General features: G+C 64.4%; 18 protein-coding genes. 7 read left to right on the top strand and 11 right to left on the bottom strand.

Annotation, left to right across the window (positions count from 1 at the left end; translation table 11 throughout):
• Window positions 1-229 precede the first annotated feature (229 nt).
• The 3 genes from S58_RS18155 to S58_RS18145 all read left to right on the top strand — a co-directional run bounded on the left by S58_RS18155 (window position 230) and on the right by S58_RS18145 (window position 2,182).
• Window positions 230-1,009 carry an outer membrane protein gene (locus S58_RS18155; RefSeq protein WP_015666815.1) on the top strand — a complete coding sequence of 260 codons (780 nt, stop codon included), beginning with the start codon at window positions 230-232 and terminating at the stop codon, window positions 1,007-1,009.
• 192 nt (window positions 1,010-1,201) lie between these two features.
• Window positions 1,202-1,387, top strand: a complete 186-nt coding sequence (locus tag S58_RS18150; protein ID WP_042340795.1) for a hypothetical protein — start codon at window positions 1,202-1,204, stop codon at window positions 1,385-1,387.
• A 27-nt stretch (window positions 1,388-1,414) separates the two neighbouring features.
• Window positions 1,415-2,182 (top strand): SDR family NAD(P)-dependent oxidoreductase, encoded by a 768-nt coding sequence (locus S58_RS18145; protein WP_015666813.1) that lies wholly within the window; start codon window positions 1,415-1,417, stop codon window positions 2,180-2,182.
• A gap of 9 nt (window positions 2,183-2,191) precedes the next feature.
• Here S58_RS18145 and S58_RS18140 read toward each other — a convergent pair whose 3' ends face one another.
• Window positions 2,192-3,676: a caspase family protein gene (locus S58_RS18140; protein WP_244440598.1), complete on the bottom strand. Its 1,485-nt coding sequence runs from the start codon at window positions 3,674-3,676 to the stop codon at window positions 2,192-2,194.
• A gap of 499 nt (window positions 3,677-4,175) precedes the next feature.
• Between S58_RS18140 and S58_RS18135 the strand changes: the two genes are divergently transcribed.
• Both S58_RS18135 and S58_RS18130 read left to right on the top strand, forming a co-directional pair.
• On the top strand, window positions 4,176-5,663 hold the full coding sequence (locus S58_RS18135; RefSeq protein ID WP_015666811.1) for a DEAD/DEAH box helicase: 1,488 nt from the start codon (window positions 4,176-4,178) through the stop codon (window positions 5,661-5,663).
• Between the two features lie 345 nt (window positions 5,664-6,008).
• The gene (locus S58_RS18130) at window positions 6,009-7,076 is read left to right on the top strand and encodes a GGDEF domain-containing protein (protein ID WP_015666810.1); all 1,068 of its coding nucleotides are present in this window, start codon (window positions 6,009-6,011) and stop codon (window positions 7,074-7,076) included.
• Window positions 7,077-7,107: 31 nt separating this feature from the next.
• On the opposite strand, the gene S58_RS18125 is transcribed toward S58_RS18130, so the two are convergent.
• The 8 genes from S58_RS18125 to S58_RS18090 all read right to left on the bottom strand — a co-directional run bounded on the left by S58_RS18125 (window position 7,108) and on the right by S58_RS18090 (window position 14,819).
• Complete coding sequence (locus tag S58_RS18125; protein WP_015666809.1) at window positions 7,108-7,662, bottom strand: TfoX/Sxy family protein; 555 nt, start codon at window positions 7,660-7,662, stop codon at window positions 7,108-7,110.
• 118 nt (window positions 7,663-7,780) lie between these two features.
• On the bottom strand, window positions 7,781-8,182 hold the full coding sequence (locus S58_RS18120; protein ID WP_015666808.1) for a HesB/IscA family protein: 402 nt from the start codon (window positions 8,180-8,182) through the stop codon (window positions 7,781-7,783).
• Window positions 8,183-8,240: 58 nt separating this feature from the next.
• Entirely contained in the window at window positions 8,241-8,612 is a 372-nt protein-coding gene (locus tag S58_RS18115) for an SUF system Fe-S cluster assembly protein (protein ID WP_015666807.1), read from the bottom strand.
• The gene (locus tag S58_RS18110) at window positions 8,609-9,856 is read right to left on the bottom strand and encodes a cysteine desulfurase (protein WP_015666806.1); all 1,248 of its coding nucleotides are present in this window, start codon (window positions 9,854-9,856) and stop codon (window positions 8,609-8,611) included. Before S58_RS18110 ends, S58_RS18115 begins: the two co-directional genes overlap by 4 nt.
• The gene (gene sufD / locus S58_RS18105; RefSeq protein ID WP_015666805.1) at window positions 9,853-11,175 is read right to left on the bottom strand and encodes a Fe-S cluster assembly protein SufD; all 1,323 of its coding nucleotides are present in this window, start codon (window positions 11,173-11,175) and stop codon (window positions 9,853-9,855) included. Before sufD ends, S58_RS18110 begins: the two co-directional genes overlap by 4 nt.
• Before the next feature lie 22 nt (window positions 11,176-11,197).
• Complete coding sequence (gene sufC, locus S58_RS18100) at window positions 11,198-11,950, bottom strand: Fe-S cluster assembly ATPase SufC (RefSeq protein ID WP_015666804.1); 753 nt, start codon at window positions 11,948-11,950, stop codon at window positions 11,198-11,200.
• 124 nt (window positions 11,951-12,074) lie between these two features.
• Window positions 12,075-13,571 (bottom strand): Fe-S cluster assembly protein SufB, encoded by a 1,497-nt coding sequence (gene sufB / locus S58_RS18095; RefSeq protein WP_015666803.1) that lies wholly within the window; start codon window positions 13,569-13,571, stop codon window positions 12,075-12,077.
• 84 nt (window positions 13,572-13,655) lie between these two features.
• Window positions 13,656-14,819 (bottom strand): cysteine desulfurase family protein, encoded by a 1,164-nt coding sequence (locus S58_RS18090; RefSeq protein ID WP_015666802.1) that lies wholly within the window; start codon window positions 14,817-14,819, stop codon window positions 13,656-13,658.
• Window positions 14,820-14,935: 116 nt separating this feature from the next.
• Between S58_RS18090 and S58_RS18085 the strand changes: the two genes are divergently transcribed.
• A complete protein-coding gene (locus S58_RS18085) occupies window positions 14,936-15,784 on the top strand; it encodes a LytTR family DNA-binding domain-containing protein (RefSeq protein ID WP_015666801.1) in 849 nt (282 codons plus the stop codon).
• A gap of 320 nt (window positions 15,785-16,104) precedes the next feature.
• Window positions 16,105-16,752 carry an alpha/beta hydrolase gene (locus S58_RS18080; protein ID WP_015666800.1) on the top strand — a complete coding sequence of 216 codons (648 nt, stop codon included), beginning with the start codon at window positions 16,105-16,107 and terminating at the stop codon, window positions 16,750-16,752.
• Window positions 16,753-17,093: 341 nt separating this feature from the next.
• Here the strand turns inward: S58_RS18080 and S58_RS18075 are convergent, their stop codons facing one another.
• Both S58_RS18075 and S58_RS18070 read right to left on the bottom strand, forming a co-directional pair.
• Window positions 17,094-17,774, bottom strand: a complete 681-nt coding sequence (locus S58_RS18075; protein ID WP_015666799.1) for a glutathione S-transferase family protein — start codon at window positions 17,772-17,774, stop codon at window positions 17,094-17,096.
• An 81-nt stretch (window positions 17,775-17,855) separates the two neighbouring features.
• Complete coding sequence (locus tag S58_RS18070; RefSeq protein WP_015666798.1) at window positions 17,856-18,959, bottom strand: anhydro-N-acetylmuramic acid kinase; 1,104 nt, start codon at window positions 18,957-18,959, stop codon at window positions 17,856-17,858.
• Between the last annotated feature and the right edge of the window lie 145 nt (window positions 18,960-19,104).

Genomic DNA, 19,104 nt, shown 5'->3' with positions numbered 1-19,104 from the left:
GATTTCACGCCCCGATTGCAGGTTCCACGCACTCGCGTGGGCCTGCTTTTCTTTTTGCATTTCAGCCGCTTATAAAGATACGCGGTGTTCCGCACCGCACTTTCCCCTCCGGTGTGCTCAACCGGCAACAGCTTTTGGGCACCAATCGGCTATAGTTCGGGCACATCTGGCGAGGGAATCGCCGCCGCTAACTGGCATTTGCGACCACGTCGATCTTGGGGAATTGGATATGAAAAAGCTTTTGCTTGCTACGACCGCGGTGGTGGTGATGACGGGCGCAGCGTCGGCTGCCGATCTGGCTGCGCGTCCCTACGCGAAGGCTCCGATGATGGCACCGGTGGCTCCGAGCTGGACCGGCTTCTACATCTTCGGTGGTGCTGGTGGCGGCATCTGGGATGCTGACTCGAACAGCAACCGTACCGGCTTCGCGTCGACGGTCAATCAGCGCGTCGGTGGCGACGGCTGGTTCGGTACCGTTGGTGCTGGTTACGACTGGCAGGTCAATCCGTCGTGGGTTGTCGGTGTGTTCGGCGATGGCCAGTTCGGCAGCCTGCGCGGCGACATCCAGGATCAGTTCGCCGGCTTCACCGGCCGCATCAAGCTGCAGGACAGCTGGGCCGCTGGCGTGCGCGTCGGCTATCTGGTTGCCCCGAACGTCCTGTCCTACGTGAACGGTGGTTACACCGGATCGCACTGGTCGGGCACCACTCTGAACTCGGTGTTCACCGGCGCAGCGTCGGGCTTCCACACCGACTCCTTCAACCGCAATGGCTGGTTCATCGGCGGTGGTGTCGAGAACAACCTGAACATCTTCGGTATCTCGGCTCCGGGCTGGTTCATGAAGACGGAATATCGCACCGCCTTCTACAACAAGAGCGATATTGCCGTGCGCTTCGATGGCACCAATGCTCTCAGCACGGACTCCGTCACCTTCAAGCCCTGGGTGCAGACCATCAGCACCTCGCTGGTCTACCGCTTCAACTGGACCGGCCCGGTGGTCAAGTACTGAGCAGTCCCCACTCGGCATTCCCTACCTTGCTGCGAAAAGCCCCGGATCATCCGGGGCTTTTTGTTTTGGCCTTCGGATCCGCTGGCCATCCGTCTTGTCCGCCGCTAGCTTCCTGGTCACGAAACTTCACAAAAAAGACGCTCGCGGCATCTCCGATGCCGTGAAGCCGGTCGACCAGGGAGAGGAATGGCCATGCGGAGGTTCTTGATGATCGGTGGCCTGCTCCTGCTTGCCATTGGGCTGCTGTGGGTCGGTCAGGGCACCGGGGTTGTTGCCTGGCCGCGGACGAGCTTCATGATCAACCAGCTGCAATGGGCCGGCTACGGTGTCGGCATGGGCGCGCTGGGCCTGGTGATGATCTGGCAGGGCACCTGCTGACGCCTCGAACCAATTTGGAGATGACGCATGGCAAGCCGTTTCGACCTCAGCGGCAAGGTTGCGATCGTGACTGGCGGCAATGGCGGAATTGGCCTCGGCATGGCGCGCGGGCTCGCCGATGCCGGCGCTGATATCGCCGTGGTCGGCCGCAACGAGACCAAGTCGAAGGCGGCGGTGGCCGATCTCGCCGGCCGCGGTGTCCGCGCGATCGCGGTCACGGCCGACGTCAGCAACAAGGACGACGTCGCAGCCATGGTCGATCGTGTCGCCGGCAGCCTCGGTCGAATCGACATCCTCATCAACAATGCCGGCATGAGCATCCGCAAGCCGCCTCATCTGCTCGAGCTCGAGGAGTGGCAGCAGGTGATCGACACAAACCTCACCAGCGCCTTCTTGTGCTCGAAGGCCGCCTACCCGGCCCTCAAAGCCGCAGGCGGCGGCAAGATCGTCAACATCGGCTCGATGCTGTCGATCTTCGGCGCCAGCTTCGCTCCGGCCTATGCCGCCAGCAAAGGCGGGATCGTGCAGTATACGCGCGCCTGTGCCTGCGCCTGGGCGCCCGACAACATCCAGGTCAATGCGATCCTGCCGGGCTGGATCGACACCGATCTCACCCGGGCGGCCCGTCAGCAGATCGATGGCCTGCACGACCGGGTGCTGGCGCGCACCCCCGCCGCACGATGGGGCGGCATCGACGACTTCGCCGGTATTGCCACGTTCCTGAGCTCGGCGGCCTCGGACTTCGTCACGGGTACCGCGATTCCCGTCGATGGCGGCTATTCGATCTCGGCTTGATGCTGCACGTCAGCGCCGAAAGCTCTTGATCTCCGAGACGCTGCCGTCGCGATAGGTCAGCTCGACCGAGATGAACTGCGTCGACGGCGGCAGCTTCAGATAGGGCGTCGCGTTCGACGGGATCGCGATCGGGTCCTTCATGTCGCAGGAGGGCATGTTCAGCACCTTGTCCGGAACGGCGGTGTCGATGCCGATGCGCACCTCGCGGATCGCACAGCGATACGACATCAAATGCGTGTAGTAGACCAGCAGGCCATTGAACTCGCGGAACGACAGCCAGCTGGTCGCGGTCATGTCGAGGATCTTGCGCTGGTCACGCACCAGCGCAGCTTCCGGCTCGAATCGGATCGGAAACGGCCCCTGCATCTCGCCACCCGCGTCGACATAGCGAACCTGGATGGTGCCGGCCGGCGCGTCCGCCGGCAGCTGGATCGAGGGATTGGGCATGCGCTTGCGCGTCCGCGGATCGAGCACATCCATGAAGCCGGTCTCGCGATAGTCGCCGGCGTCGCCCATGCGCCAGGAGATGCCGAGCGTCGGATCGGCGATCGAGAAGGTGACGGTCCAGCCGCCATTGTGGCGCGAGAACATCGCGATCGGCGCGTTCAAGGTCTCGTTGGCCGGAGGAATGCGCGGGGCGGAGACCGGGGGCAAGGCTGCGAGCTTCTGCTGCGGCTCGGCAGGCTTGTCGGCGGCAACGGGCGCCTTGGCGCCATTGAGAAACACGTCGTCCACCATCTGATCGAAATAGACCGGAATCTGCTTGTGACGCACGGTCTCGGCCAGCTCGCTGACGACGCGCCGCGTGCGCTGCGCGACCTGCACCAGATTGACGCCGGGCTGCGTCAGCTCCTTGGCAAAGGTGCGCGTGAACACGGAATTCGGATTGGCATCATCGTTGGACAGCCGGTCCAGCGCGGTCTGCCGCGGACCCGCCGAGAAGACCGAGAACACGCCTTCGGGCAGCTGCGTCATTGGCGCGAGGCCGCCCGCGCCCGCCACCGCGCGCGTGCCGGAGCGCTCGAACGGATTGTTGCGGCAGGCATCGAACACCAGGATCGAGGTGCGGGCCTTCTTGTTCTGCAGCCGCTCGATGACGCGGTCGGCAAGAATCGAGGCGTCGCGCACCAGCTCCTCCTGCCCCTCCGTCGCGGCCGGCACGTCGGTCGGCAGCAGGAAATTCTGGCCCGCGATCTCGAAGCCGTGGCCGGCATAGAAGAAGAACGCGGTGTCGCCCGGCTCGACCGCATTGTCGAAGGCAAGCAGCGTCTGGCTGAACTGCTGGCGATTGAGATTCTCCGCGACCATGACGCTGAAGCCGAGCTGCTTCAGCGTGTCGCCCATCGTGCGCGCGTCGTTGACGGCCTTCTGCAGCTTCGGGACGTAGCGGTAGTCATTGTTGCCGACGACGAGCGCGACGCGCTTCTCGGCATGCGCAGCCGGCGACAAAGTCATTGCCAGCATCACCAGCCCGCACGCCAACCACGTTCGCATCGATCTCATCCTTCGTCCCTGCCCTCGTCACGCGAGACCTTCGCCATCGATAGTCGACGGCCCGGTCCTGCCGGTTCATGCACGAGGTCTGTCAGCCTGTGGCGAGAAGCCGGCTGACGCCGAACACACGCCGCAATTCCGACGACAATTCGACCGGACCGCTTTCCGCGAGCAGTCGCGGAGACCTTCGGAGCACCCGAATACGACAGCTCGACGACAGGTTGCCTGCAAATAATGCAAAAACATTAAGCTTTTTCGGTACTTCGTCCCCCTCTTCCATTGACTTTGCGGGATTCGCCCCTATCTTCCGCAGCAGCGCGGCCGGATAGCATCCGATTCCTGAGAGATTGACCGCGGGTCAGCGTTAGTCAGAAACCCCCAGCTTCCTTAGAGCACGCCGTTTCGGGGTTGAGCGCGACCACAGCCTTTTACCCTCGATTCCTAACGGCGGCGTCGAATAGAGGCCCCGTCGCCTTTCGGCGCGTGACATAGAGGCTCGATGTCTTTTTCCAATCTCGGCTTGTCCGACAAGGTGTTGGCTGCAGTTGCGGCCACTGGTTACACCATCCCGACCCCCATTCAGGAACAGGCGATTCCTCACGTGCTGGCGCGCCGCGACGTGCTCGGCATCGCCCAGACCGGCACCGGCAAGACCGCCGCCTTCGTCCTGCCGATGCTCACCATCCTCGAAAAGGGCCGCGCCCGCGCACGAATGCCGCGCACCCTGATCCTGGAGCCGACGCGTGAGCTGGCGGCCCAGGTCAAAGAGAATTTCGATCGCTACGGCGCTGGCCAGAAGCTCAACGTCGCCCTGCTGATCGGCGGCGTCTCCTTCGGCGACCAGGACGCCAAGCTGACCCGCGGGGTCGACGTGCTGATCGCCACGCCAGGCCGGCTGCTCGATCATACGGAACGCGGCGGATTGCTGCTCACCGGCGTGGAGCTGCTGGTCATCGACGAAGCCGACCGCATGCTCGACATGGGCTTCATCCCCGACATCGAGCGCATCTGCAAGCTGGTCCCCTTCACCCGCCAGACCCTGTTCTTCACCGCAACCATGCCGCCCGAAATCCGGCGCATCACCGAAGCCTTCCTGCACAATCCGCAGAAGGTCGAAGTATCCAAGCCGGCCACGACAGCCGTCACCGTGACCCAGATGCAGGTGCCGTCGGGACGCGAGGCGCATCAGAAGCGCGAGGTGCTGCGCAGGCTGTTGCGGGACGCCAAGGATCTCAACAACGCAATCATCTTCTGCAATCGCAAGCGCGACGTCGCCATCGTTCACAAGTCGCTGCAGAAGCATGGCTTCAGCGTCGGCGCGCTGCACGGCGACATGGACCAGTCGGCCCGCACCGCCGCGCTCGATCAATTCCGCAAGGGCGAGCTGCCGCTGCTCGTGGCCTCCGACGTCGCCGCACGCGGCCTCGACATTCCCGAAGTCAGCCACGTCTTCAATTTCGACGTGCCGCATCATTCGGACGACTACGTTCATCGCATCGGTCGTACCGGCCGCGCCGGCCGTACCGGAACTGCAATCTCGATCGTGTGTCCGGCCGACCAGAAGTCGATGGTCGCGATCGAGAAGCTGATCGGACAGGGCATTCCGACGATCGAAGGCGACTACGAGGTGCAAGAGACGTCGCGCGATGAAGACACCCGCGAGCGCCGTCCGCGTGACGCTGCCCGCCGCGGCAGCCGCGGCAAGGCCCGGGAGCGCGACGCGGCACCGCGTGAGCGTGATCGTGATACAGCACCGCGCGAGCGCGAGCCGCGAACGGCCGCAGCAGCGCCGCGCGCCGCACAGGCGACGTCTCCTCGGCCCGCTGCGCCGAGCGCCCGCAAGGAACAGCCGCGCAACGAGCAGCCGCGTAGCGACCAGCCACGCAATGAATCGCGGCGGCCGCGGCGCGACCATGACAACGAGCCCGCCGATCATTCGCATCTTCCGGCTTTCCTGCTCCGTCCCGTGCGCGCGCCACTTCCCTGAGGATCGAGATTCCGGGCTGATCCACACATGATCGCCCGGAACTTCGCGCCGTCGAAGATCCGCTGCTGCGCTCGTCTCACATAAGTTAAGTTTTCGACGGCGCTGAGCCGTCACGTGGGAGCTGCTCCTAACAAGGCACATGCGCGCTGCCGGCGACTGCCGAACCGAATCTTATGTAGCTCATTGAACATATGAATGACGACTGTCGTGTCAGCGCGGCTTGACGCTTATCCGTGACTCTACGGCCGTATTTACCCCTGGTTCACAAACGTCCTTTAGCTTGGCCGGCATTGTTTATTTCATTGCTGTGACGACGGCGACGCGGGCGATTGGGGAGAACCTGTTGTGGTCAATGTGCTTGACGAACACGAACGCACCATAGCCTTCGCCGAGGTAGCCCTCAGCCAGATCAAGACGCTGCGTCACTCGGCCAATCCGCGCAACTACGAGATCTGGTACGTCTATGCGACGGGCTACAACGCGCAACTGAACGAGATCATCAACGGAACGCTGTCGCGCAACGGCAGGCTGTCCCAGTCCGACCTCGACCAGCTCTACGAATCCTATCTCACGCATCTCAAGACCTCGGACCGCATCGACAAGGTCGGATCGCGCGTCGTCGGAGAGATCGACGACCTGATGAACATGATCACGGACGCTCTCGGCCGGACCGCGAGCTACGATGCAAGCCTTGCCGGCGCCGACCGGATGCTCGCCTCGGCCAACAGCCGCGAGCAACTCGTCGACATCATCGAGGCGCTCGCCCGTTCGACCAAGGAAATGCGCGAGACCAACCGCGTTCTCGAAGAGCGCCTGTCGCTGTCCAAGGACGAGATCAGCGGACTGCAACACAGCCTGGAAGCGATCCGCGCCGAGAGCCTGACCGATCCGCTCACCGGGCTCGGCAACCGCAAATATTTCGACCGGATGATCGAGACGACGGTGCAGACCGGGCTCGCAACCGACCAGCCGCTGTCGCTGCTGATGTTCGATATCGACCATTTCAAGTCGTTCAACGATTCCTACGGTCACCTCACCGGAGACCAGGTGCTGCGCCTGGTCGGAATGACGCTGAAACATGCGATCAAGGGCCAGGACATCGCCGCGCGCTATGGCGGCGAGGAATTCGCCGTCGTGCTGCCGAATACCTCGCTGCGGCAAGCGCTGACCGTTGCCGATCAGATCCGTTGTGCCATCACCGCAAAGGAGCTGAAGAAGAAGTCGACCGGTGAGATCCTCGGCCGCGTGACCATATCAGTCGGGGTATCGATGCTCCGCGCCGGCGACGACACCGATGCCCTGATCGAACGTGCCGACGCCTGCCTCTATGCCGCCAAGCGGGGCGGCCGCAACAAGGTGGTGTGCGAGAGCGACCCTGAATACACCGCAGCAACGCGCGGCCAAGTCGCCTGACGCAAAAGCCCATCAAACCACGATCACATCCTCAACGCGGCCGCTTTGACGGCGTCCGCGACGCCTTTGGTGCCGTCGTGCCGCGTCTGGTTCGGGCGGCTGCAGCAGCCTTGCCGGTCGTCTTGGCCGACTTTGGTGTCTTGTTCGACTTCGACTTATCGGCCGTCTTCGTCGTCGTCTTTTTAGCCGCTGCCGGACGCCTCTTCCCTCGGGCCGGCGCCGGCTCGTTCGCACCAAGCGACGCTGCCCGCTTCTTGGGGCGCTTGCTGAGGGCCGCCCTCTGGGCTGCCGCGAACGCGTCCTTCGCCCACGTGGCGAACTCGTCCGTGTCGTCGAACAGATGCGCGGGCACCTGCCAATACGAGCGCACGGTCATCGTCCGCGCCCGCGTCTCATAGGAAAACGGCTTGGATCCCGCCTCCTCGAACCTGGCAAAGCTCGCTTCGTCCGCACGCAAATAGAGCCCGCTGCGCAGCGCCAGCGCGAAGTTGATGCCGTCGGCGGAGATGCCGAAGCCGGAGAACATCCGCCGGATGGTGACCGGGCCGAAGCCGGCGAACAGATCGATCAGGAATTCGCGATCCATCGCGACGCGCTCCCGCCCCCAACATTTGCCTGGCGGAATTTGTCGGTCGGGAGGACGCCGTATGTCAATGTCCGGAATGCAACAATGTCCCGGAGCGGTCCTGACGCAAGACCGGCCCTCAGACCTCGGCCGGCTTCAGCTGGACCGACTCGCCGCAGCCGCAGGCGCTGATCTGGTTCGGATTGTTGAAGACGAACTGAGCCTGCATCTTATCGGCCTGGTAGTCCATCTCGGTGCCGAGCAGGAACAGAACTGCCTTGGGATCGACCAGGATCTTGACGCCCTTGTCTTCGACGATCTCGTCGGTCGGCCGGATATCATGCGCGTATTCGACCGTGTAGGACTGCCCGGCGCAGCCGCCGTTCTTGACACCGACACGCAGTCCGATGATCTCGGACCCGGCGCGATCAGTCAGCTCGCGGATGCGCGTGGCCGCCGCATCGGTCAGCCGCATCACCTGCGGACGGGGCCGCGGCTTGGGCTTGGCGATGGGCGCTGCTGGATTCATCGTGCTGGTCATGGTGTCATCCCGGCGGGTGTCGTTCCGCCTCACTGTTCAAACTTCGTGCCGACTTGTCTCACCACATGTTCAAGACGAGGCGCGCCTCGTCGCTCATCCGGTCCGGCGTCCATTGCGGCTCCCAGACGATGCTGACATTGACGATGCCGACGCCCGGGACGCTCGCGATCGCGTTCTCCACCATCGTCGGCAGCTCGCCGGCGGCGGGGCAATTCGGCGTCGTCAGCGTCATCAGCACGTCGACGCTGCGATCGTCCTTGATGTCGACCTTGTAGATCAGGCCGAGCTCGTAGATGTCGGCCGGGATCTCCGGATCGAACACCGTCTTAAGCGCCGCGATGATCTCGCTCGACAACCGCTCTGTCTCTTCCGGCGGCAGCGCCGAAAGCGTTTCGATGGTCTGAGTTTTGACGTCGGCCGTGTCGGTCATGCAAACAAATCCCGCGCCTTGATCAATGCCTGTGCCAGCTGATCGACTTCTTCCCTCGTATTGTACATGCCAAACGAGGCACGGCAGGTCGCCGTGACGTTGAATCTCTCCAAAAGCGGCATCACGCAATGCGTGCCTGCCCGTACCGCGACGCCCTGGCGATCGATCACGGTCGCGATGTCGTGGGCATGTGCGCCCTTCATCTCGAACGAGATCACAGGACCCTTGCCCTTGGCCGTGCCGATCAGCCGTAGCGAATTGATCTCGCGCAGCCGCTCTTGCGCATAGGTGACCAGATCGTGCTCGTGCGCGGCGATGCGCTCCTTGCCGATGGAATTGACGTAGTCGATCGCAGCCCCCAGCCCGACCGATTCCACGATCATCGGCGTGCCCGCTTCGAACTTGTGCGGCGGATTGCCATAGGTGACCCAGTCGCGCGCGACCTCGCGGATCATCTCGCCGCCGCCATTGTACGGGCGCATGGCGACCAGATGGTCGTATTTGGCGTAGAGCACGCCGATCCCGGTCGGCCCGTACAGCTTGTGGCCGGTGAAGACGTAGAAGTCGCAATCGATGTCCTGGACGTCGATGGCGAGATGCACGGCGGCCTGGCTGCCGTCGACCAGCACCGGAATTCCGCGCGCATGCGCGATCCGGACGACCTCCTTCACCGGCACGAGGGTGCCGAGCATGTTCGACATCTGCGTGATCGCGACCAGCTTGGTCTTCGGTGTCAGCAGTTTCTCGAATTCGTCGATCAGGAAGTTGCCATCGTCGTCGACCGGAGCCCACTTGATCACCGCACCCTGGCGCTCGCGCAGGAAATGCCAGGGCACGATGTTGGAATGGTGCTCCATGATCGAGAGCACGATCTCGTCGCCCTCGCCGATGTTCGGCCCGCCCCACGACGACGCCACGAGGTTGATCGCCTCGGTGGCATTGCGGGTGAAGATGATCTCCTCGCTACGCCGCGCATTGAGGAAGCGCGTCACGCGCTCGCGGCCGCCCTCGTAGGCTTCGGTCGCGGCATTGGCGAGATAGTGCAGGCCGCGATGCACGTTGGCGTATTCGCTCGTATAGGCTTGCGTCATGCGGTCGAGCACCGCGCGCGGCTTCTGCGCTGAAGCGGCATTGTCGAGATAGACGAGCGGCTTGCCATAAACCTGCAGCGCCAGCGCCGGAAAATCCTCTCGGATCCGGGCGACGTCGTAGGAACCGTTGGTGACCGCCGGATGCGTGCTCATGCGCGCGTCTCCAGCCAGTCCTGGGCGGAAGCGATGACGCGCTCGCGCAAACCGTCGTCCTCGATCGCTTCGATGGCCTCGCCGACGAAGGCCTGGACCAGCAGCGCCTGGGCCTGCTTCTCGGGCAGACCGCGCGCCTGCAGATAGAACAGCAGGCTGTCGTCGAGCGCGCCCGCGGTCGCGCCATGGCCGCAGGAGACGTCGTCGGCGAAGATCTCGAGCTCTGGCTTGCTGTCGGATTCGGCCTCGTCGGACAGCAGCAGCGCCCGCGTCATCATCTTGCCGTCGGTCTTCTGTGCGTGGGGGCGGACGATGATGCGGCCCTGGAACACGGAATGCGCGCGATCGTCGAGCACCGCGCGGAAGTTTTCGCGGCTGGTGCAGCCGGGCACCGCGTGGTCGACCACCAGCGTCAGGTCGCCGTGCTGCTTGTCGCGCAGCAGGTTGACGCCGTTGACGATCAGCTCGCTGCCTTCGCCAGCCATCGTGAAGAACACCTGCAGCCGGCTCACCGCGCCGCCGCTGGTCATGTTGAACAGGCTGAGCTTCGAGCGGGCGCCGACGGTGACCAGCTCGGACGAAACGTTCAACGCATCGGTGGCGTCGCGCATCAGGCGAACGTGGGAAAGCGCAGCATCGTCGCCGACGGAGATCACCGCGGCATCATTGGCCTGGTAGGCCGCAGCGCCATCGACCGCGATCGAGTTCTCGACCAGGGTCGCGCGAGCGCCCTGCCCGACCCGGAGGTGCGAGCGGCTATAGCGCGCAGACTTTGCGGCCGTCGCCACGTGGATGAGCTGCAGCGGGGCCGACAGCTGCGCGCCATCAGCCACGGTGATGACGACACCATCCGTTGCGAGCGCCGCATTGAGCGACAGCATCGGATCGGAAGCCTTGGTCAGCAGCAGGTCGCCACGCGCATCATTGGACTGGTCGTCCAGCACCGCGCGCAGGGTTCGCACCGTGACACCGGCCGGAAGCGCCGAGAGATCCGACAGATCAGCGGCGACCACACCGTCGATCAGAACCAGCTTCGTCGCGCCCTCGATCGCGACCGATGCGACCGCAGCCCTGGCGCGCGACAAGGCTGCCGCATCGGGCAGGCCTGCGAGCGGCAGCACCTCGCGCACGAGCGCGCGCAGATCGGTGTATTTCCATTCCTCGATGCGCCGGTGCGGCAGCCCGGTGCGCTCGAAGGCCGCGAAGGCCTCGCGCCGGATATCCGCCACCTTGCCGGTGCCAGGCAGCCGGCCGGCGGCGGCGGAAAACACGCTGCTCGCTGCTATGCCGGTGTCGTTCTTGACCAAAGCTACGTTCATCACAGATCCATTCACGGAGCGATCAGGCGGCGTCCTCGAACTGGGCGTAACCGGACGCCTCCAGCTCGAGCGCAAGCTCCTTGCCGCCGCTCTTCACGACGCGGCCCTTCGACATCACGTGAACGACGTCGGGCACGATGTAGTTCAGCAATCGCTGATAGTGGGTGATCACGATCATCGAGCGCTCCGGCGAGCGCAGCGCGTTGACCCCGTCAGCAGCGATGCGCAGCGCGTCGATGTCGAGGCCGGAATCCATCTCGTCGAGGATGCAGAGCGAGGGCTGGAACAGCGCCATCTGCAGCACCTCGTTGCGCTTCTTCTCGCCGCCGGAAAAGCCGACATTGACGCCGCGCTTGAGCATGTCCTGCGGAATGCTGAGCGATTTGGAGATCTCGCGCACCTTCCTGAGAAAATCCGGCGTCGAATACTCCTCCTCGCCGCGCGCCTTGCGCTGCGCGTTGAGCGCCGTGCGCAGGAACGTCATGGTGGCGACGCCGGGGATCTCGACCGGATATTGGAACGCCAGGAACACGCCCTTGGCGGCGCGCTCGTCCGGCGCCATCGCCAACAGGTCCTCGCCCTTGAACAGGATCTCGCCACCGGTGACCTCGTAGCCCGGCTTGCCGGCGATGACGTGGCTCAGCGTCGACTTGCCGGAGCCGTTCGGCCCCATGATCGCGTGCACCTTGCCGGCGTCGATCGTCAGCGTCAGGCCGTGGAGAATCTCACGCTCCTCGACGCGGACCTGGAGGTTCTTGATTTCGAGTAGTGCCATTGTTTTCTCTTCTGTCTGTTCCTCGTCCTGAGGAGCGCCGCAGGCGCGTCTCGAAGGACCGAGGCCAACCATGCTGACATCATGCTTCGAGAAGGCCACCTAGCGGCCTCCTCAGGATGAGGCCCTACCCAACCGAGCCTTCGAGGCTGATCGAGATCAGCTTCTGCGCCTCGACCGCGAACTCCATCGGCAGCTGCTGCAGCACGTCCTTGACGAAGCCGTTGACGACGAGCCCGACCGCCTCCTCCTGCGAAAGACCGCGCTGGATGCAATAGAACAGCACGTCCTCGGAGATCTTGGACGTCGTCGCCTCGTGCTCGAACGTGGCCGAGGAATTCTTGGCCTCGATATAGGGGACGGTGTGCGCGCCGCATTTGTCGCCGATCAGCAACGAATCGCAGGCGGTGAAGTTGCGCGCGTTGGACGCCTTGCGATGCGCCGTCACCAGACCGCGATAGGTGTTCTGCGAGCGGCCTGCGGCAATGCCCTTGGAGATGATCCGGCTGGTCGTGTTCTTGCCGAGATGGATCATCTTGGTGCCCGAGTCCACCTGCTGGTAGCCGTTGGAGATCGCGATCGAGTAGAACTCGCCACGGGAATTGTCGCCGCGCAGAATGCAGCTCGGATATTTCCAGGTGATCGCCGATCCCGTTTCGACCTGGGTCCAGGAGATCTTGGAGTGGGCGCCGCGGCAGTCGCCACGCTTGGTGACGAAATTGTAGATGCCGCCCTTGCCTTCCGAATTGCCCGGATACCAGTTCTGCACCGTCGAATACTTGATCTCGGCATCGTCATGCGCGACCAGCTCGACCACGGCGGCGTGCAGCTGGTTCTCGTCGCGCTGCGGCGCCGTGCAGCCTTCGAGGTAGCTGACATAGGCGCCCTTGTCGGCGATGATCAGCGTGCGCTCGAATTGGCCGGTATTGCGCTCGTTGATGCGGAAATAGGTCGACAGCTCCATCGGGCAGCGCACGCCCGGCGGAATATAGACGAACGAGCCGTCGGAGAAGACAGCCGAGTTCAACGTCGCATAGAAATTGTCGGAGGTCGGCACCACGCTGCCGAGATACTTCTGCACGAGCTCCGGATGCTCGCGGATGGCTTCCGAGATCGGCATGAAGATCACGCCGGCCTTCTTCAGCTCCTCCTTGAACGTCGTCGCCACCGACACCGAATCGAACACGGCGTCGACCGCGATCTTGCGGCTCTCGGGACTGCCGGCGCCCGGCACCGGCTCGACGCCTTCGAGCAGCGCGACCTCGCGCAGGGGAATGCCGAGCTTCTCATAGGTCTTCAGGATCTCCGGATCGATCTCGTCGATCGAGGAGAGCTGCTTCTTCGGCTTCGGCGCCGAGTAATAATACAGATCCTGGAAGTCGATCTTCGGGTAGTCGACGCGCGCCCAGGTCGGCTCGGTCATGGTCAGCCAGCGGCGATAGGCCTCCAGGCGCCATTCGAGCATCCAGGCGGGCTCGTTCTTCTTGCCCGAGATGTAGCGGATCGTGTCTTCCGAAAGCCCCTTCGGAGCCTTCTCGGATTCGATGACGGTCTCGAACCCATAACGATATTGGTCGACGTCGATCCGCCTGACGCGGTCGACCGTCTCTTGTACGGCTGGCATTCAATCCTCCGCTCGCGGTTTCAAGGACCGCGGTGGACACGTTCTGGAACCGTCTTACGACGTTTCGGCGACGAAATCACGCCCTTAGAATCGCTCAAGCGCTGTTTCGTCGCCTCCCTTAAGTAGGGTCAATGACAGCTTTCGCCAAGCCTGCAGGCAGCGATCGACGTCCGCCTCCGTCGTGGACCAGCCCAGACTGAGGCGCACCGCTCCCTGGGCTGCCGCGGAACCAACGCCCATCGCCTCCAGGACGTGCGACGGCTGCACCTTGCCGGACGAGCAGGCCGAGCCGGATGACACCGCAATACCTTCGAGATCGAAGCCGATCACGGCGGTCTCCGCCTTGAGCCCCGGGGCCGTGAACAGCGTGGTATTCGGCAGCCGCGCTGCATCGGACGAAAAGACCGTCGCGTCAGCGGTCTGACGGAGGCCTGCTTCCAGGCGGTCGCGCAGCGCCGTGAGCCGGACCAGATCCACGTCGATCGCAGCCAGGGCAGCGCCGGCCGCGGCGCCAAATCCGGCAATTCCGGCCACATTTTCGGTTCCAGCCCGGCGGCCGCGCTCCTGGCCGCCGCCGCGCAGAACCGGAATCGGCTCCTCCACGCCGGCGCCCAGCACCAGCGCGCCGACGCCCTTGGGTCCACCGATCTTGTGCGCAGAGATGGTCACAAGGTCTGCGCCCATCTGTTTGATATCGAGTGGTATTTTCCCAAATGCCTGGATCGCGTCGACGTGCAGCAGGCTTCCCGCCTGGTGCACCATCTCAGCGACTTTCGAAACCGGTTGAAGCACCCCGGTCTCGTTGTTGGCGGCCATCACGGCCACCAGCGCCGGCGGCCCGCCCGCCAGCAGAGCTTCCAGGCGGCCGAGATCGACCACGCCGGAGGGAGTGACAGGGATCGTCTGCACTGCTGATGGCGCGAACCGGCCGCCGGCCAGCACCGAGGCGTGCTCGACCGCCGACACCAGAAGCCGCTCGACGGTGCCGGCCGGTGCGCGCAGCCCTGGGCTCAAGGCAAGCACATTGGCCTCGGTTCCGCCGGAGGTGAACACGACGCGGCGCGCGACGGTGCCAAGCCCGCGCGCGATCACCTCGCGGGCATCCTCCGTCAGCCGCCGCGCCTTGCGGCCTTCGGCGTGAACCGACGAGGGATTGCCGACCAGTTCCATGGCGGCGATCATCGCTGCGCGCGCTTGCGGCCGCAGCGGGGTCGTCGCGTTCCAGTCGAGATAGATCCTGTCGGCCATCGGTCCGTTCTTATCAATTGGCGCCACGAACGACCATCGCTTGTCTGCGCCATGATGATGCGTGACCCGCGGCGTGGTATCGTCGGGTGCGAGATGGAGATAGCGGGTCCGGTGCCATGAACAAGCTCGTCGGCTCGATGCTGCGTCCGGATGATCGGATGTTCTACGCGACAATGGCCGGGCTCTCGCTCGGCATCGGCGTCGTCAACGCCCTCTCGGCCGCCCACGATGCCGTCCGGCGGGGCGCGGCCTCCGATCTGGAAAGGCAGCTGCTGTGGGAAATGACGAGCATTGTCGTCATCATCCTGTTGGCGCCGCTGCTGGTCGCAACCGTTCGATCGATCCGGCGGGCGCCGGCCGCCACGGTCCATCACGTCGCGCTCGCCATTGCCGCCGTCATCATCTTCTCTGCGCTTCACATCATCGGCATGGTGATGCTGCGCAAGCTGCTGATGTGGACCGCAGGCGGCGCCTACGACTTCCAGCTCTCGCTCGCCACCATCGTGTACGAGTTCCGCAAGGACGTCATGACCGCGCTGCTCATCGGCGCCACGCTCTGGCTGTATGACGGCTATCGTGCGAGCACCATCCGAGAGCCCGCACCGCGATCCGAGCCTCCGGCCCCTGCCACACTCTGGCTGCGCGACGGCGCGAACCGCATCCGCATCTCCACGGCCGATATTCTGTGGGTCGCCGCAGCCGGCAACTACGTCGAATACGCCATGGCCGACGGCAGGCGGCATCTGATCCGCGGCACCTTGTCGGCCGCCGAGGCCGAGCTCGCCCGCTTCGCGCTAGTCCGCATCCATCGCAGCCGACTGGTCAACATGGCCCGGGTCACCGCGCTTTCGGTTCTGCCCTCGGGCGAATTCGACCTGACGTTCGACGGCGGACAATCGGTGCAGGGCAGTCGCCGCTATCGCAGCGCCGTTGCACAGCTGGAGCCGGCGGTAGCTCCGCGCTGAAGCCGTCCAAGCAGCAGACGAAAACACCAGCATTTTCATCGAATTGCAGGCGCATTCGGGTCACACTTGGCGGCCGCTCCGCTACGCCAATGAATCGGCGGCACGGCAAGCGTCTCTGTTGCAGCGGCCTCGCCGGGCGTTGAAAATCCTTGCTTTTTGCCCCGCGCACCATGCTAGAAGGCCAACTTCCAGTCACGCCAGCGCCGCTCCGTCCAAGCGAACGGATGGCGCTCGATCACCACTTTTTCTGCTGATATCGTCGGCGAGGCGCCAGATGAAGCACGGACGAAGGTGGTCGACCCTCTGCCAAGGATTCTCTGATGCCTGAAGTCATCTTCAACGGTCCGGCGGGCCGCCTCGAGGGCCGTTACCATCCGGCCAAGCAGAAGAACGCGCCGATCGCGATGATCCTGCATCCGCATCCGCAGTTCCACGGCACGATGAACCATCAGATCGTGTACCAGTGCTACTACGCTTTCGCCCATCGCGGCTTCTCGGTGCTGCGCTTCAACTTTCGCGGCGTCGGCCGCAGCCAGGGCTCGTTCGACCACGGCACCGGTGAGCTGTCGGATGCCGCGTCCGCGCTCGACTGGGCGCAGACGATCAACCCCGAAGCACGCGCCTGCTGGGTCGCCGGCTTCTCGTTCGGCGCCTGGATCGGCATGCAGCTCCTGATGCGCCGCCCCGAGGTCGAGGGCTTCATCTCGATCGCGCCGCCGGCCAACCTCTACGACTTCTCGTTCCTGGCGCCCTGCCCGTCCTCGGGCCTGATCGTCCATGGCGAGAAGGATGCGGTCGTGCCGCCCAAGGACGTCAACACGCTGGTCGACAAGCTGAAGACGCAGAAGGGCATCGTGATCGACCAGCAGGTCATTCCCGGCGCCAACCACTTCTTCGACGGCAAGCTCGAGCCGTTGATGGAAACCATCACGGCGTATCTGGACATGCGTCTCGCCAATGTGAGATGAGGCTGGGCGTGGTGTCGCAAGGGCCGCGATCCGTAGGGTGGGCAAAGGCGCGATCGCCTCTCCATCCACACGGATCGTCGCAATGCGCCGTGCCCACCATTTTCATTCGAGAACTCGGGGACAATGGTGGGCACGCCTGCGGCTTTGCCCACCCTACGATTGAAAGCTCTCCCGCGCGCATCGCCTGCAGCCACATATTCCGCTGGATCACCCGCGAAAGCGGGTGATCCAGTACGCCGCGGCTTCTCGGGCGATCATCGGCGTCTCGGCGTACTGGATCGCCCGGTCAAGCCGGGCGATGACAGCGCGAGTAGCGTGAGCGCCTGAGACCAACGGCCCTTCTACGCCGCCTGCTTCAACAAATACGCGTCATGCCGCGCGAGGAATGCGCGCAGCAGCTGCGGATAGTCCGCGCTGACTGCCGTCTTCACGCTCGGCCGCTGCGCGAGCTGATCGCGCCAGGCACGCACCTTCGGCGTGGCGGCGAAGATGCCAAGATCACCGTAAGCATCAAAAACATCGAAGTAGCGGAAGATCGGTGCGAACACGGCATCGACCAGGCTGAAGCGCGTGCCATCGAAATACGGCCCGTCGCCCAGCGCCTCCTCGACGCGCGCGAACTTCGCCGTCAGCGCCTCGCGCTTGGACGCGAAGACCGCCGCGTCTTGCGTCGTCTCCAGGCCCCAGAGATCGCCTGATATCGCCGAGCCGAACTCCATCCAGGCGCGATGCTGGGCGCGCTGCAGCGCGTCCTCCGGATGCAGCTTGGCGCCGGCCCGCGTGTCCTCGATGTACTCGCAGATCACGTTGCTCTCGAACAGCGCCACCTCAGCCCCGTCAGCCGTGGGCACCACCAGCACCGGCACCTTACCGAGCGGCGAGATCTTCAGGAACCAGTCGGGCTTGTCGGCGAGATCGATGTCGATCCGCTCGAAGGCAACGCCCTTTTCATTGAGCGCAATGACGGCGCGTTGCACATAGGGGCAGAGCTTGTGGCTGATCAGCTTCAGGACAGGCGCCATGACATCCTCGGCAGTTTGATGCAGATGCATCAAACTAGATGCACTCGCATGGAACTGTCAAGATCCATGCAATTGCATGGATCAGGGACGTGCGATCACGCCTCCGGTCATCGGGAAAGGCACGCCGGTGGTGGCGGGATAGCTCAGCGGCAGGCCCTTCATGCCGCGCACCGCCAGGAAGCCGAACGCCTGCGCCTCGATGGCATCGGCCGACCAGCCCAGCGCATCCGCTGATTCGACGCTCGCCGGCGCCAAGCGCTCCCGCAGCATCCGCATCATGGTGTGGTTGCGGGCGCCGCCGCCGCAGACGATCCAGCTCGCCGGCGGCTTCGGCAGCAGCGGGACGATGCGGGCGATCGCCGCCGCCGTGAAGGCCGTCAACGTCGCCGCGCCGTTCGCCGGTTTGACATCACCGAGCTTCAAAGCGGCGAAGTCGTTGCGATCGAGCGATTTCGGCGGCGGCAACGCAAAGAACGGCAGTGCCAGCGCGCTGGCAATCCAGGCCTCGTCCGGTGCGCCCTGCCCGGCCACGCGGCCATCCTGATCGAATGCCTGGCCCGTGGTCCGGTGCATGAAATCGTCGAGCAGCGCATTGCCCGGACCGGTGTCACAGGCAATCAGCACGTCATCGCCGTCGATATAGGTGATGTTGGAGACGCCGCCGATATTGACCACGGCGATCGGCCCTTCACGCGACAGCGACTGCGCCAGCGCGCGGTGATAGACCGGCACGAAAGGCGCGCCCTGCCCGCCGAAATCGACGTCGGCGGCGCGAAAATCATGCATCACCGGGATGTGGACCGCCTTGGCCAGCGCGCCGGCGTCCCCGATCTGGACGGTCAGCCGCCGCTCCGGCCGGTGCAGGACCGTCTGGCCATGAAAGCCGATGATGTCGATGTCCTCGGGCTTGAGCCGGTTCTGCGCCAGGAACGCCGCGATCGCTTCCGCGTGTGCCACCGTGACCGCGTGCTCGGCCTCGCGCAGCCGGCCGGGACGCGCCTCGCGCCGCTCGATCTGCACCGCATCCACGAGAGCCTCGCGCAACAGGCTGCGTTCAGCCGCGCTGTACGGCCGGTAACCGGAGGGACCGAGGGTCCTGATCTGCCGCCCGTCGGTCTCGATCAGGGCCAGGTCCACCCCGTCGAGCGAGGTGCCACTCATGAGGCCAAGTGCGGTCAGAATCATTGCAGCTGAACCTGAAAACCCTGCCCTGCTTGCCAAGTACGGCCGATTTGAGGTCCCGTGGGAGCCCTGCACCTGCTTGTACAAGCCCGGCGCATCTTATAATGCCACATCGCCCGTATCCGTGGCATGTGCCCTCCTGCACCGC

It is taken from the genome of Bradyrhizobium oligotrophicum S58 (genome assembly GCF_000344805.1).
Classification (GTDB): Bacteria; Pseudomonadota; Alphaproteobacteria; order Rhizobiales; family Xanthobacteraceae; genus Bradyrhizobium; species Bradyrhizobium oligotrophicum.
This window is presented reverse-complemented; position numbering and strand designations above follow the sequence as displayed.

Coding starts and splice junctions, on each gene's coding strand:
- S58_RS18155 (WP_015666815.1), top strand. CDS start 230: ATGAAAAAGCTTTTGCTTGCTACGACCGCGGTGGTGGTGATGACGGGC.
- S58_RS18150 (WP_042340795.1), top strand. CDS start 1,202: ATGCGGAGGTTCTTGATGATCGGTGGCCTGCTCCTGCTTGCCATTGGG.
- S58_RS18145 (WP_015666813.1), top strand. CDS start 1,415: ATGGCAAGCCGTTTCGACCTCAGCGGCAAGGTTGCGATCGTGACTGGC.
- S58_RS18140 (WP_244440598.1), bottom strand. CDS start 3,676: ATGCGAACGTGGTTGGCGTGCGGGCTGGTGATGCTGGCAATGACTTTG.
- S58_RS18135 (WP_015666811.1), top strand. CDS start 4,176: ATGTCTTTTTCCAATCTCGGCTTGTCCGACAAGGTGTTGGCTGCAGTT.
- S58_RS18125 (WP_015666809.1), bottom strand. CDS start 7,662: ATGGATCGCGAATTCCTGATCGATCTGTTCGCCGGCTTCGGCCCGGTC.
- S58_RS18120 (WP_015666808.1), bottom strand. CDS start 8,182: ATGACCAGCACGATGAATCCAGCAGCGCCCATCGCCAAGCCCAAGCCG.
- S58_RS18115 (WP_015666807.1), bottom strand. CDS start 8,612: ATGACCGACACGGCCGACGTCAAAACTCAGACCATCGAAACGCTTTCG.
- S58_RS18110 (WP_015666806.1), bottom strand. CDS start 9,856: ATGAGCACGCATCCGGCGGTCACCAACGGTTCCTACGACGTCGCCCGG.
- sufD (WP_015666805.1), bottom strand. CDS start 11,175: ATGAACGTAGCTTTGGTCAAGAACGACACCGGCATAGCAGCGAGCAGC.
- sufC (WP_015666804.1), bottom strand. CDS start 11,950: ATGGCACTACTCGAAATCAAGAACCTCCAGGTCCGCGTCGAGGAGCGT.
- sufB (WP_015666803.1), bottom strand. CDS start 13,571: ATGCCAGCCGTACAAGAGACGGTCGACCGCGTCAGGCGGATCGACGTC.
- S58_RS18090 (WP_015666802.1), bottom strand. CDS start 14,819: ATGGCCGACAGGATCTATCTCGACTGGAACGCGACGACCCCGCTGCGG.
- S58_RS18085 (WP_015666801.1), top strand. CDS start 14,936: ATGAACAAGCTCGTCGGCTCGATGCTGCGTCCGGATGATCGGATGTTC.
- S58_RS18080 (WP_015666800.1), top strand. CDS start 16,105: ATGCCTGAAGTCATCTTCAACGGTCCGGCGGGCCGCCTCGAGGGCCGT.
- S58_RS18075 (WP_015666799.1), bottom strand. CDS start 17,774: ATGGCGCCTGTCCTGAAGCTGATCAGCCACAAGCTCTGCCCCTATGTG.
- S58_RS18070 (WP_015666798.1), bottom strand. CDS start 18,959: ATGATTCTGACCGCACTTGGCCTCATGAGTGGCACCTCGCTCGACGGG.